Below are 14,226 nucleotides of genomic sequence, written 5' to 3'. Positions count from 1 at the left end.
CTATAACTTCTATTTAACTATAACATGACAAAAAAATTGATATCAGCTATGATGGACAAGATCATTAATTTAATAGTCAAACAGGTGCCAAATATACGGTTCGTTGAACGGAGCCTTGTCATTTGGTTAAAAGGGAAGCGGGTGAGAATCCCGCGCGGTCCCGCCGCTGTAAAGAAGAGTCCATGCAAGTTGCCACTGGGAAACTGGGAAGGCTGCATGGGTGATGAGACTTGAGCCAGAATACCTGCCTGTTTAGCTGCACCATCAACTCTACGAAGGATAGGGAGGTGTTTATTTAGCGTATGCCAAATCTAGCTGCATGCTCTATTAAACCTCGCCGTCATTTGTGATGGGAGGTTTTTTTGTTTTAACATCATCATGTGAATTGAGAGGGAATGATCAAATGAGAAAAAATAAATACATAGCCTGCCTGCTCATAATCACTATCATTTTCTCGATGTTCTCAACCGGCTTGACAAGGGCATATGCAGCAGAGCCGATCGGCTCAGTCATGCCTGCAGCAGAGAAGCCTGATTTGGCGGTTGATTTGAAGGAAGTATACAAGGATGCAGGAGATATCTCTTCATGGGCGTATCAAGCGATTGGCGAGGCAACGCAGCACGGAATTGTGCAGGGCAGCGACGGCAGATTCAATCCGAAGACGACCCTTACCAGAGCGGAATTCACCAAAATACTGGTCGCATTGCTTGGACTCGATATTAACGCAGGCAAGTCGGTCAGCTTTGCGGATATAGCGGGAGATGACTGGTTCTACCCGTATGTGAATGCCGCTTACGGAGCGAAGCTGATAACAGGCTACAATAATCAATTCCGTCCGAACGATAAAATCACCCGTGAACAGATGGCGGCAACTATTGCAAGAGCGCTGGAGCTGAAGCCTACCAGCCCGACGGCAGCCATTAAAGATCTGGATACGGCTGCGACTTGGGCTAGAGCAGATATTGGGACCGTTGTTGAGCTCGAATTGATGCTTGGGGATAATGGCCGCTTCAAGCCGAAGGATGCTGTAACGCGAGAGATGGCAGCGGTTGTCGCCATAAGAGCGTATGGGTTAAAGAACAGCGCCGTGGCTGAGGCTGGCGATGACAGCCAAACGGACAATCAAGATAGTAAGGACAACAAGGATGTTGGGAAGCATATTGCAGCAACAGCGGCTTTTCTGCAGCAATCCGTAACTGATCCTGTCATAGCCAGTGTCGGTGGGGAGTGGACTGTAATAGGGCTGGCGCGCTCGGGGCTCGACGTACCTGAGCAATATTACGACACCTATTATGCCAATGCAGAAAAAACGTTGAAGGAAAAATCCGGCAAGCTGCATCATGTGAAATATACAGAATATGATCGGGTTATTCTGGCCTTGACGGCAATCGGAAAACGTATTGACAATGTGGCTGGCTATGATTTGAGAGAGCCGCTTGCTGATTTCAATACTTTGATTAAGCAGGGCATTAACGGGCCGATCTTTGCGCTCATTGCGCTGGACAGCAGCAATTATGACATTCCTGTTGTGCCAACGGTCAAGACGCAGACGACGAGGGAACTGCTGATTAATTTTATTCTGGACAGAGAAATAAACGGAGGGGGCTGGGCATTAGGCAGCAATGCGGCTGAACCGGACCCAGATATTACTTCCATGGCTATACAAGGGCTGACGCCTTATTATTCAACTGATTCTGAGGTTAAAGCGGCTGTGGACCGCGGTGTGGAATGGCTGTCCAAAGCTCAGAAGGCGGATGGAGGCTATGCGAGCTGGGAGTCGGTCAACTCGGAGAGCATCGCTCAAGTCGTCGTCGCCCTGTCAGGGCTTGGCATCAATCCGCATCAGGATGCAAGATTTATTAAAGGAGGCCAATCGGCAGTCGAGGCCTTATTAAGCTTTGCTGCTTCGAGCGGAGGATTTTATCATGTGAAGCAGGGCGGTACGGATAATGGCGGCGCAAAGCCTGGGGAAGTCGATCTGATGGCGACTGATCAGGCGATGTACGCGCTTGTTGCATACGACAGGTTAGTTCATGGACATGCTCGTCTCTACGACATGACTGATGTTGAATAGCCATTCATAAGGAGAACGAAGCAGGGGAGAGAATGATGCCCTTGCTTTAGTTATTTAAGGTGGGATAGGCATTATGAATAAGAAAAAATGGCTGGCAGCCATATTAATTGCAGGTATATTGGCAATCGCCTTCTTTTGGAACGGAGATTTCGGTAAAAGCAAGGTAACCGTTGATGATAGCAGTGCTCAGTCTCATGCTGGGGACGCGACTGCTTCCTCTGGAATTGCAGAGGAGCAGCCGGAGCAAGCGTACAACGAGGACGGTGACGTTTCGGTCCCGTCTGAATCGGCTGACAATCCTGTTGGGAACACGGATGCCGCCAAACAAGCGGAAGCAGCAGGGCAATCGCTGGACTCGGCAGGAACAACTGGTCCAACAGGCACAGATGGAGCAACGGGCACAGATGTAACGAAGGGAACATCAGCCGGAGTGACGGGTTCGGATGGAGCGCCGGGACCATCAGTCGGTGCGACAGGTGCAGACGGAGCAACGGGAATATCAGCGGGTGCAACGGGCACAGTTGGAGCGACAGGAGCATCATCAGGTGCGTCGAGTTCGGATGGAGCAACGGGAACAACAGCCGGAGCGATAGGCACAGATGAAGCAACGGGAACATCAGCCGGAGCGACAGGCACAGATGTAACGAAGGGAACATCCGTAGGGGCGACAGGCACAGATGGATCAGCAGGATCGTCAGGTTCAAAAGCAGCGGCTGAGCAATCTCAGCCGTCTGGCTTGGATAAGCCGGCCGCTCAGACAGGCAAAGGGCCGGAGAAGGTTGCCTCTTCAGGGAACGGCAAGAGCAGCACTGCGTCACAGCCGCCTGGCAAAGGGGCTCCGTCGAAACCTCCAACTCCAGCTTCGGCTCCGAAACCGGCGGCCTCGGCCCCGAAGCCGGACAAATCGGCTGCACAACAAGCGAAACCGGAAACAAAAAAGGATAAATATTTGACCGATCCAGTGCCAGAGGGCAAGCCGAAGCCTGTCGAGTGGCAGGACACAGAGGTCGACAAGAAAAAGGAGTTCACCGTTACTTTGTCTGTGACAGCGGCCACAATACTGGATAATCTCGATCAATTCAACGAGGATAAGCTGGAAGTGCTGCCTAAGGACGGCATCATATTTAAAGCTCGCACTGTCACCTTCTATGAAGGAGAATCGGTGTTTGATGTGCTGCTGCGGGAAATGAGGAAGCACAAAATCCATATGGAATTCGAAATGACGCCCATCTACAACAGCAATTATATTGAGGGGATCAACAATATTTATGAATTTGACTGCGGAGAGCTGAGCGGCTGGATGTACAAGGTGAACGGCTGGTTTCCCAATTATGGCAGCAGCCGCTATGCCTTGAAGGACGGCGATGTGATCGAATGGGTGTACACCTGCGATCTGGGACGGGACATAGGGGGAGACATGGCCGCTTCGGGAGGCAAGGAATAAATGAAGGATCATTTCTCTACCTTTCATCCGATTGTCAACTTTGGTTATTTTGCCGCTATATTGATTTTCAGCATGGTGTTCATGCATCCTGTGTTCCAGTGTATTGCGCTCGTCAGCGCCGTTGTTTATTCCATTATGCTCAAGGGAAGGGGAGCAGTCAGGTTCAATCTGCTCTATATGGTCCCGCTGCTGCTGCTGACGGCTGCTATGAATCCCGCATTCAATCATGAGGGTGTGACGATTCTGTTCTATCTGAGTAATGGAAACCCGATTACGCTCGAATCCATCCTGTTCGGTGCGGCGGCGGCCTGCATGTTTGTGACGATTATTATTTGGTTCTCCTGCTACAACGCTGTCATGACCTCGGATAAATTTATCTATATTTTCGGTAAAATATGGCCTGCGCTGTCGTTGATTTTCTCAATGGCGCTCCGGTTCGTACCGCGATATCTGACCCAGATCCGAATCATCTCTGGCGCCCAGAAGTGCATTGGAAGAGATGTAACGCAAGGGAATATATGGAGAAGAGCCCGCAACGGCATTGCGATTGTCTCCATTATGACCACCTGGGCGCTGGAAAATGCGATTGAAACGGCTGATTCCATGAAGTCCAGAGGCTATGGATTGCCAAACCGCAGCAGCTTCTCGATCTTCCGGTTCGACAGCCGGGACATGATCGTATCGGCAGCGATGCTGGGATGCATGAGTGTCGTTCTGATCGGCGCGGCGATGGGAGAGAACACGATTCGCTTCTTCCCATCTGTGAAAATGATAGAGCTGACGCCGTTCAGTGTGGTGGTGTACGGCTCTTATCTTATGCTGTGCATGATGCCTGTAATCATTACGATGGTGGAGGAAATCAAATGGAAACGTATCGAATCGAGGAGCTAAATTTCACCTTCCCACTGCAAGAGTCAAAGACTCTTTCTCATATTAATCTGACGATACAGAGCGGTGAATTTGTTGCGATATGCGGGAAGTCAGGCAGTGGCAAGAGCACGTTGCTCAGACAATTAAAGTCCATTCTCGCCCCGCACGGCGAGCCCAGCGGGCGCATCCTCTTTTGCGGTCAGCCTCTGGAGGAGGTTGATCCGCGTACCCAGGCGGCACAGATTGGCTTCGTGCTGCAAAATCCCGACAATCAGATTGTGACGGACAAGGTATGGCATGAGCTGGCATTCGGGCTCGAAAATCTCGGCTTCGATCAGCGCACCATCCGGCTGCGCGTGGCTGAGATGGCCAGCTTTTTTGGCATTCAATCGTGGTTTCATCGCGATGTGTCAGAGCTGTCGGGAGGCCAGAAGCAGCTACTGAATCTGGCATCCATAATGGCGATGCATCCTGCTGTATTGATCCTGGATGAGCCGACCTCTCAGCTCGACCCGATTGCAGCCGCAGAGTTCTTGGCAGCATTGACCAAGATAAACCGCGAGCTCGGCACAACGATTATAATGACGGAGCATCGTCTTGAAGAGGTGCTCCCGATCACGGACCGCCTCATTTTGATGGACGAGGGCGCGGTCCTTGCAGATGCGCCGCCCGCGCAAGCAGGAGAAGCCTTGTTCAGAATGCAGCATCCGATGTCTGCGTCCATGCCTTCCCCTATGCAGATCTATGCGGAGGTGGACGGCGCATCAGCATCGGCGTATCCGGTGACGGTGAAGGAAGGCCGCCAGTGGCTGAATGACTTCCTGAGCAGCCGAACGGCTGCGCCTGACACGATGGCAGGAGATTGTCCACAACTGAGCAGCCGAACGGCTGCGCCTGACACGGCGGCAGGGGAGCCTCCGCAATCATCGAAGCAGGTCGCGATAACGTTCAAGGATGTCTGGTTCAAATACGACAAGCACGGACCGGATGTGCTAAAGGATTTGTCCCTTGAAATAAGAGAAGGGCAGTTTTATTGTGTGGTCGGCGGCAATGGGACGGGGAAGACGACAGCGCTGTCGCTGATTAGCGGCATCCGGCAGCCCTATAGAGGAAAAGTGCTGATCGGCGGCAAGAATCCGGCCAAAATGAAGGCAAACGAGCTTTTCATCAATCATCTGGGCGTGCTTCCGCAAAATCCGCAAACGTTGTTCGTCAAGAAAACAGTCGAGCAGGATCTGCATGATATGCTGGCCGATACCGCTCTGTCCAAGGAAGAGAAGAGCGCGAAGGTTGCGGCTATCGTACAGTTTGCCGAGCTGGAGCATCTGCTCTCGATGCATCCCTATGACTTGAGCGGAGGTGAGCAGCAGCGGGCAGCGCTTGCAAAGGTGCTGCTGCTGGAGCCTCGCATATTGCTGCTCGATGAGCCGACCAAAGGGCTGGACGGATTCTTCAAGGAGAAGCTCGCCGCATTTCTGAAGAAGCTGAATGATAGCGGCGTCACGATTGTAATGATCTCGCATGACATTGAATTTTGCGCCAGACATGGGGAAGTATGCGCCTTGTTCTTCGATGGCGGTATCATCGCCTCCGACTCGGCAGGCCGATTTTTCTCGGGAAACAGCTTTTACACAACAGCGGCCAACCGTATGGTGCGCCATGTATGGAGCGGGGGAATAACGATAGAGGATGTGATTGAACGATGCCAGACAAGCAGCTGACGGAACGCCATTGGAGCAAGCGGATGCTACTAGCTTCCGTATTGATCCTCCTCGTCATCCCGGCTACGATCATGCTCGGAGTATTCGTGTTGAACGATCGGAAATATTATTTTATCAGTCTATTAATTGTTCTCTATACGATGATTCCCTTTGCCTTGGTATTCGAGAAGCGAAAGCCGCAGGCGCGGGAGCTGATTGTTATCGCTGTAATGGCTTCCATCGCGGTCGCAGGGCGGGCTGCCTTTTTTATGCTGCCGCAGTTTAAGCCGGTTGTCGCCATCGTCATTATCGCAGGTGTGAGCTTAGGGGCAGAGGCAGGCTTTCTTGTTGGCGCTGTTGCAGGCTTTGTGTCCAACTTCTTCTTTGGTCAAGGGCCTTGGACGCCCTGGCAAATGTTCTGCTTCGGCATTATTGGTTATTTGGCGGGCATTTTATTCCACAAGGGGGCGCTGGGCAGGAGGAGGCTCACCCTGTGTCTGTTTGGCGGTTTGGCGACCTTTGTTATCTATGGCGGCATTATTAATATCGGCTCGCTGCTCATGTTCACGTCCCATTTTTCTTGGGAGGCGCTGCTCGCCACGTATGCTTCGGGCTTCTGGTTTGATATGGTGCACGCAATCGCCACAGTTGTCTTCCTGTTCTTCCTCTCACGGCCGATGCTGGAGAAGCTGGATCGGATAAAAATAAAGTACGGCCTTATTCGGGCGCAGGACTAGCGTCGTGTCTTTCTATATTTCTAATAGCTGCTCTAATTTCGGAAAATAAAGTATTTTCTTAGCGCTTCGATTAAGGTGGAGCTCCTAATTGGCTTTTTACATATAAAGTTTCCTTATAATAACTTTTTAAGGTAAAATGTGTCCAAAGGAGTGATGGATCAATGTTAAACAAGGTGAATATCATTTAAGTCCACAGAAGGACTTTTCATTGTTGGTTTTTCCTGTCGTAATTTCAGTGCGGGAAGTGTTGCAACAATTTTAACTGGAGGAGATATTATAAATTATAACGAGGTTGTTACTATCAGTGATGCATATTTGCTACCATTAGTATCAGAGTTGTACGAATTAGAAGGCTATGAAATCAAGCCGGTTAAGGCACATGATGGAGGACGTAATGTCGTTTATACATGTGAGAAAGAGGGCGCCGATGCCAAAATACTCAGAATCGCCTTCTTAGATGACAGAAGCCGGGAAGATTTTCTGGGTGAGCTTGAGTATGTCAGGTATTTATTCGAGCATGGCGGAAGTGTTTCGAATGTAGTCAACTCCCTGAAGGGGAATCTGCTGGAAGAGATATCTTATAATCATCATACCTTTTTTATCTGCCTGTTCAATAAGGCCACGGGAAAAATGCTTGTGGAAAATCATTATCAGTACCGTGAAGGTGCTCCAATTACCGAATACTATTATAATTGCGGTAAAGTACTGGGGAAGCTGCACCAAATATCGAAAGGATATACGCCTGTCCATCGCCGGTACAGTTTTTTTGATAAATACAATGCTGCATATATCGAAAAACGGATACCCGGTTCGTTGCCTCTGCTGAAGGAGAAGCTGCTAGATCTTCTTAAAACCTTAGAAGGATTGAACAAGGACCGTGCGTCTTTCGGTATGGTCCATTTTGATTACAATGATGGGAACTATTCGATAGATTTCGATACTGGGCAAATAACCGTATATGATTTCGATAATTCATGTTACGGCTGGTATATGTTTGACCTAGCGAGTCTCTGGACTAACGGAGTGGGCTGGATACAATTTGAACCAGATGCCGGTAAACGAAAAAAGTTCATGGATGATTATTTTGAAGCAGTTCTCGCAGGATACAGATCCGAGACCGATATCGAACATTCGATGTTGGATAAATTGCCCTTATTTATCCAAGCAACACTCATGGAAAGCATTGTAGATGCATTCGAGGTCATGCAAAGCAACGGCGAAGAGCCGGAGTGTGATGAGGAGTTGTCGTATCGCATCAAATGTCTGGAAGACGATATCCCGTATATGGGGTTTTACCATGACATTTACTCCTGTGAAGAACCCTTTGAGTATGTGAAACGAAATATGTAGTCTTTTCATTGAATATTAATTAATAACCCTGACACACATGCTGTCAGGGTTATTGCGTTATGCTAGCTCTAATAGATGGGCGATAAGCATGACGAAGAGGGGAGTGACATGATGAGGCTGGATCGCATGCTCGGCATTACGTTGGAGCTGATGACGAAGAGAAGAGTGACCGCGACTGAATTGGCGGCGAGGTTCGAGGTGTCTGTCCGGACGGTCTATCGCGATATCGAACTGATCAATCAAGCGGGGATACCTGTTGCTTCGTTTACGGGCGCAGAAGGCGGCTTTGAGCTGATGGACGGTTTCTTCTTAACGAAGCAGCACTTCTCTGTGGATGACTTCTCGCTAATCTATAATCTGTTGAAAAGCATGGAAGGAGCGATCGGGAGCAAATTCACCACCTTATTGCATAAGCTTGGCAGCCTGCATCCGGCTCTGCTGAACGGGGAACGCGATGACAAACTCATTATTGATTTAAGCACGGCCGAGAACGAGAAGCCAATTATTCATCCTCTCTTCAATGCAATCCATGAGACTAAAGTGGTTGCTTTCTCCTACACAAGCGCATCCGGCACGTCCTCGGAAAGAAACGTCGAACCGAACCGGCTCTATTGGGAGAAGGGAGCTTGGTATTTGGAAGGGTATTGCTTATTGCGCCGGGCGAAGCGGTTTTTCCGCATTACAAGAATGGCAGCTCTCCAAATTTCGGAGGCAACCTTCCGGCCAAGAGACCAGCCAATAGAAGTGTCCGCAGCTCCGGTGGAAGAGGCGTTTCAAGGGACGGAGGTCCATCTACGGTTTGATCCTGCTGCCCGGCAGCGTGTGCTGGAGCAGTTCCCGAGCGAGTGTATTCATCAAGAAACGCATATTGATGTGAAGACGATTTTTTATGTCAGAGAGTACGCGCTTTCCGTTGTTTTAAGCTATGGCTCGAAGGTGGAGATTATGAAGCCGGATGACTTGAAGCAGGATTTATTGAAGGCGATTGAAGATATTCAACAACTTTATAGGGGGAAATGATGATGACGATTTTAGTAACGGGCGCTACAGGTACGGTAGGACGGCATGTTGTCAATCAGCTTGTTCAAAAAGGAGTGCAGGTCAGAGCAGTGTCGCGCAGCCCGGAAAAAGCGGGTTTGCCGAATGGTGTAGAGGTTGTTCCGGGTGATCTTAATGCGCCGGAGACGCTGCGGGCTGCTTGTCAGGGAATGACTGCGCTCTATCTAATTCTGTCCAGCGACAATGCGGACGCTGCTTTGCAGACCGATCACCGAATAATTGAATTTGCCCGGGAAGCCGGGATACAACGAGTTACGGTGCTGATGGATTATGAAGGGAATCCTGTCGAGCAGGCTGTTCTAGAGAGCGGCATGGAATGGACATTGCTGAAGCCTGTTGAATTTATGGCTAATGCCCTCGCAGATTGGGCGGAATCGATTCGTACAGAGGGCGTTGTCCGCGAGTCGTTCGGTCATGCTCTTAGCGCCAGAGTGCATGAAGGGGATATTGCCGCCGTTGCTGTTGAAGCGCTGATGAATGACGGTCATCACGGTCAAAGCTACTATATTACAGGGCCCGAGGCTATGTCCCGCATTGAGGCGGTTCGGAAAATCAGTGAAGCTGTCGGGAAGGAGATCCGGTTTGAAGAGTTGACGGAAGAGCAGGCGCGGCAGAGATGGATGGAGCAGGGATATGAGGAGGGCGATATCGAGTTTTTCGTCCAAATGGGCAAAAATACGCCCAAAGTCGGATATACGGTGCTGCCGACAATAGAGCAAGTTACGGGGAAGCGGGCAAGAACGTTTGACGAATGGGTCGATGAGCATAAACATCTGTTCCAGTAAAGTTCCAGTAAACCAGCATGAATTCTCATCCGTTATTTCATTACGAAGGGGGCTGTCACAATGTCCTATGCCATTGAAACCAATGATCTCCGCAAATCGTTCCATGGGAACGAGGTCGTTAAAGGCATCCGGCTGCGCGTCAGAAAAGGAGAGCTGTTCGCCCTGCTAGGCCCCAACGGCGCCGGAAAAACAACAACGATTCATATGCTTACCACACTGCTGAAGCCGGACGGGGGTACAGCGGTCGTTGCTGGCTACGATGTGGCTGGCAATGCTGGGGAAGTACGCAAAAAAATCAGTGTGACCGGGCAGTTTGCCGCGCTGGATGAAGGATTGTCGGGGCTGCAAAATTTGCTGCTGATCGCCAGATTGTATGGCTACTCCAAGAAGGAAGCGCGTTCTATCGCGGAGGAGCTTATTCAGTCCTTCGGGCTATCGGAGGGCAAGGATCGCACAGTTGAGAGCTATTCCGGTGGAATGCGAAGGCGGCTCGATATTGCCGCAGGCATCATTACCCGGCCGGAGCTTATTTTTCTGGATGAGCCTACAACTGGTCTGGACCCCCAGAGCCGCAAGCAGGTGTGGGAGGTGGTTCGCATGCTTCTGAAGCTCGGCACTACGGTGCTGTTGACGACGCAATATCTGGAGGAGGCCGATCAATTGGCGGATCGGATCGCCGTGATTGATAAAGGGAGGATCATTGCGGAAGGGACGCCGCATGAGCTGAAAGCTTCCATTGGCGGGAAAACGTTGACGCTCCGATTGAGCGAGGGAGCGGACCGGGAGGGGATTGGCAGGCTTATAATGGAGCGTTGTCAATTGAAGGTCATTCAAGACGAGGCGGACCCGCTCCTGATCCGAATAGCGGTGAAGGAAGCCAAGCAGGCTAGTGGAGCGATTCATACACTGGCGGCTAACGATGTTTCTATTGAACATTTTTCACTTAGCGAACCAACGATGGACGAGGTTTTCTTGGCGCTGACGGGCTCAGTGGAGAGAAGGGAGATTGTTCAATGATTCATAGGACGAACCCTGATATTCCATCCGTACTGCTGAGGAAATCCGTTCCCCGAAATCCCGGCGCATTCGCAGTAATCCGAACGTTCATGTGGCGATCTCTGCAAACGACGAGAAATCATTTGTTCGGCTATGCTATGGAGGCTATTTTGGCTCCTGCCATGATGCTGCTTATTTTCAATTACCTGTTTGGAGGAGCCATTGCCGGTTCAACCGGGGCCTACATTCAATTTCTTCTGCCGGGGATTCTCATCATGACGGTTGTTCCCATGACAGTCTATAGCGGGACTACGATAAGTTTGGATATTGCCAAAGGGGTATATAACCGGTTTCGAACGATGCCGTTCTGGCAGCCTGCCTCTGTGCTGGGGCTGAATATAATGGATGGATTGCGGTATACGGCGGCGATGCTTGCTGCGCTCGGTACAGGAATGCTAATTGGCTTCCGCCCGGAGGGTGGAGCGGCAGGCGCAATAGCGGGTGTGCTGTATATCATTCTGTTTGCTTTTAGCGTAAGCTGGATTTTCTCGATGATCGGCGTGTTGGCCAAACGTCCGGAGACGGTTTCGGGGACGAGTATGGTTTTCGTCTATCCGCTCTTGTTTGCAAGCAATATTCTGGTGGATTCAGCGACGATGCCGCGGTGGATTCAAATTATTGTAGATCTGAATCCGATCAGTATCGCGGCCTCCACTGTGAGGGGGCTTATGTTCGGTACGGCCGGCACAGCCGATATTGCGGCGGGTATCGGCATTTGTCTGTTGTTCATTATTATTTTTGCTCCACTTACGTTTTATTTATATTTGACAAAAAATAATCGTTAATCGACGGTTCAATACGGATAGACAGTGTCCTTGAAGGATGCTGTCTTTTTTCTGTTTTCTTGTTTATTCCATGTTTATTATGTTCTAGTACAATGAATATGTTTTTAAGTTCAATTTTGGAGGAGAAGCAATGATTTTTGCCTACACTACTAATCAGGGGGAATTGGCTATGGGATTCGGTTCACTGGATAACCAGATTCACGTTGCGAATAATTCGGGGGAGAACATATATGTTATTGTAACGCCAAACAAGAATTGGGTATGGGGTGATGTTGGTTTTGCGGTGGCCACTGCACTGTTCAGCGGCGGCGGAACTGCTGTTACCGCTGTAAATTCACTTTCCAAGCTGCAGAAGCTTATTACTATGGTAAAGCTGGTGCTTAACAATCCTATCGTGAAGGGGATTAAATACGGCTCGCTCATCTATAAGGTTGGAAAAAATATCGGGCGGGAAATTGATCATGCCACGGAGGCCAAGGCGCAGGCAGCACGCAAGGAGATTATGGATTTTCTGAAAAGAGAGGGCGTCGTCATTAAACCGGGCGATTTCAAGCAGGTCAATAACGAGAAAAACTATAATCCGTTTCGGATGATTTCGCCCAGTGGCTGGGGCGGGCTATTGGGGGCATCTAACTGTACCTTGTTCATCGCAACTGAGTCATTGTCGCGCACGGCTCTATTCAACACGAACAGCGACTGGTCATGGATCGTGCAGCCTGATATGGTTTCCAGATCCCGGTACGGGCATCTTTGGCAGGAGGATTTGGGTGAAGGGTTTTACCGATTCTCGGCATCCGACAGGCTGGGGACCGGTCAGTTTCTGAAGCCGAATGAATCGATCAGCTCACCGGACCGATGCTACGATTTTGTCTATCAGGAGGATGGGAACGCGGTTGTGTACGAGCGCGACAAGCCGGATGGGGAGAAGCCGATCTGGAGCTCCAATACGTATAAAAGACCGGCATGGAGAACCTGCATCCAGGAGGACGGGAATTTTGTCGTTTATGAGAATGAGGAGAAAGCCTCATGGGCCTCCAATGTGTACGGCAGCGGTCCCAAATACGAGGGCTGCAGTCTTGTTATGCAGGATGACGGACGGCTGGTTGTCTATAACAAAGATAATGAGGAGATATGGGCGAGTAAGAAAAAGTAATCGGCTGTTCAGCGCGGGGAAGACGGCTCTTCTCCGCGCCTGGCCGACAATTTGCGTCAGTGGTGTTCTGTCTGACGATTTGCGTCACGGCGTTCTGACTGGCACTATGCGTCACGGGCGATCTGTCCGGGCAGTATGCTGCCAGATGGGCGCCTTCGTCTCTTAAGTGCTGGGCGGCCTCTGTTCTTTTGAACGCCCCAAGCTCCAAGAAAGCCAAATAGACGTATATGAAGCGGCTGAAAAGTGGAAAAGTTGCTCTAACGTCTCAAGAGGAATGAGCCTAGTGCCTTGAACACTACTTACTAAAGGTTTGGCAGCGACAAGTAGACATGCGTGATGCGTGATCTATTGTATATGAATAATCAAACACATTCTGCTCCCAAGAAGCTAAATTCGCGATTGTATACGAAAAATCATATATAATTCGCAATATAGCAAGCATCAAACCCATTCTATATGAAAAATCATACAGAATGAACATGTGCAAAGCTTGTGCATAATCGCTCGCTCATGATTGGATGTCTGACGGGTGTCGTCTGTACTTCTAAACTATAAATTTGATGTGATAAAAATACTAGCTTGTGAGCATCGTTAATGGCTGGATTATGATCCAGTTGTCAGCACCCATATGCTGCAGAATCTCTGCTTTGGCTTGATCGTCATATTTGTCATAATGGTATTCGCTTGTCATTTCAAACTTTTTAATATAATAGCGACCGTCGTTATCCCACACCATAATATATTGATCTTTCGAAGTGGTCATACCTTCCTTCTCGTAGACCAATTCGAGAACATATATCCTGCTTATTTCATCAATCGCAGGCAGAGCTGCAGGGGCCGTTCCCGCCTCTTCAATCTCGCGAACAGTCGCGCTTAGGAGAGAGTCTTCATATTCCACATCGATTAGTTCAGGTTGCGGTTTAATCGAAGCATCACTGTACATATGAAGATAAATGGATGACAATACTTCTTCCGGTTCATTGCTTTGAGCTGTTTGCTCCAAATTCGAGCACGATACCATAACCAGGCACAATAGAAGCATAAGAATAAAAACTCTGTATACATACATTGTGGCGATCCCCTTTGAATTTTAAGTGAGCAATCCGATTTCTATCAAAATATGATGAACACAACATTCCAGCAAATATACTATATTTTGGGTGATATTGTATATATCCGATTTGAAAAATTGACGGAGGAGCAGGCAACTGCA

At 49.5% G+C, this 14,226-nt stretch carries 12 protein-coding genes and 1 riboswitch; of the genes, 11 read left to right on the top strand and 1 reads right to left on the bottom strand.

All coding sequences use genetic code 11. The features are described from left to right. The first annotated feature begins 65 nt into the window (after nt 1–65). Nucleotides 66–266: riboswitch (cobalamin riboswitch) on the top strand. Nucleotides 267–403: 137 nt separating this feature from the next. The 11 genes from L6H65_RS07265 to L6H65_RS07215 all read left to right on the top strand — a co-directional run bounded on the left by L6H65_RS07265 (nt 404) and on the right by L6H65_RS07215 (nt 13,013). Beyond that, nucleotides 404–2,074 (top strand): S-layer homology domain-containing protein, encoded by a 1,671-nt coding sequence (locus L6H65_RS07265; protein WP_236339829.1) that lies wholly within the window; start codon nt 404–406, stop codon nt 2,072–2,074. 73 nt (nt 2,075–2,147) lie between these two features. Further along, entirely contained in the window at nt 2,148–3,518 is a 1,371-nt protein-coding gene (locus L6H65_RS07260; RefSeq protein ID WP_236339828.1) for a DUF4430 domain-containing protein, read from the top strand. Further along, the gene (locus L6H65_RS07255; protein WP_236339827.1) at nt 3,519–4,409 is read left to right on the top strand and encodes an energy-coupling factor transporter transmembrane component T; all 891 of its coding nucleotides are present in this window, start codon (nt 3,519–3,521) and stop codon (nt 4,407–4,409) included. After that, entirely contained in the window at nt 4,382–6,109 is a 1,728-nt protein-coding gene (locus L6H65_RS07250; protein WP_236339826.1) for an ABC transporter ATP-binding protein, read from the top strand. The genes L6H65_RS07255 and L6H65_RS07250 overlap by 28 nt, the downstream gene beginning before the upstream one ends. After that, on the top strand, nt 6,091–6,825 hold the full coding sequence (locus tag L6H65_RS07245) for an ECF transporter S component (protein ID WP_236339825.1): 735 nt from the start codon (nt 6,091–6,093) through the stop codon (nt 6,823–6,825). Before L6H65_RS07250 ends, L6H65_RS07245 begins: the two co-directional genes overlap by 19 nt. 315 nt (nt 6,826–7,140) lie before the next feature. Further along, complete coding sequence (locus L6H65_RS07240; RefSeq protein WP_236339824.1) at nt 7,141–8,175, top strand: phosphotransferase enzyme family protein; 1,035 nt, start codon at nt 7,141–7,143, stop codon at nt 8,173–8,175. A 108-nt stretch (nt 8,176–8,283) separates the two neighbouring features. Continuing rightward, entirely contained in the window at nt 8,284–9,195 is a 912-nt protein-coding gene (locus tag L6H65_RS07235; protein WP_307728310.1) for a helix-turn-helix transcriptional regulator, read from the top strand. A gap of 2 nt (nt 9,196–9,197) precedes the next feature. Further along, nucleotides 9,198–10,019 carry an SDR family oxidoreductase gene (locus tag L6H65_RS07230; RefSeq protein WP_236339823.1) on the top strand — a complete coding sequence of 274 codons (822 nt, stop codon included), beginning with the start codon at nt 9,198–9,200 and terminating at the stop codon, nt 10,017–10,019. Between the two features lie 60 nt (nt 10,020–10,079). Then, nucleotides 10,080–11,036 (top strand): ATP-binding cassette domain-containing protein, encoded by a 957-nt coding sequence (locus tag L6H65_RS07225; protein ID WP_236339822.1) that lies wholly within the window; start codon nt 10,080–10,082, stop codon nt 11,034–11,036. Further along, nucleotides 11,033–11,860 carry an ABC transporter permease gene (locus tag L6H65_RS07220; RefSeq protein WP_236339821.1) on the top strand — a complete coding sequence of 276 codons (828 nt, stop codon included), beginning with the start codon at nt 11,033–11,035 and terminating at the stop codon, nt 11,858–11,860. The genes L6H65_RS07225 and L6H65_RS07220 overlap by 4 nt, the downstream gene beginning before the upstream one ends. 169 nt (nt 11,861–12,029) lie before the next feature. After that, nucleotides 12,030–13,013 (top strand): hypothetical protein, encoded by a 984-nt coding sequence (locus tag L6H65_RS07215; protein ID WP_236339820.1) that lies wholly within the window; start codon nt 12,030–12,032, stop codon nt 13,011–13,013. A gap of 574 nt (nt 13,014–13,587) precedes the next feature. Here the strand turns inward: L6H65_RS07215 and L6H65_RS07210 are convergent. Further along, nucleotides 13,588–14,082 carry a hypothetical protein gene (locus L6H65_RS07210; protein WP_236339819.1) on the bottom strand — a complete coding sequence of 165 codons (495 nt, stop codon included), beginning with the start codon at nt 14,080–14,082 and terminating at the stop codon, nt 13,588–13,590. Nucleotides 14,083–14,226 lie beyond the last annotated feature (144 nt).

This window comes from Paenibacillus plantiphilus, from assembly GCF_927798095.1.
Classification (GTDB): Bacteria; Bacillota; Bacilli; order Paenibacillales; family Paenibacillaceae; genus Paenibacillus_Z; species Paenibacillus_Z plantiphilus.
This window is presented reverse-complemented; position numbering and strand designations above follow the sequence as displayed.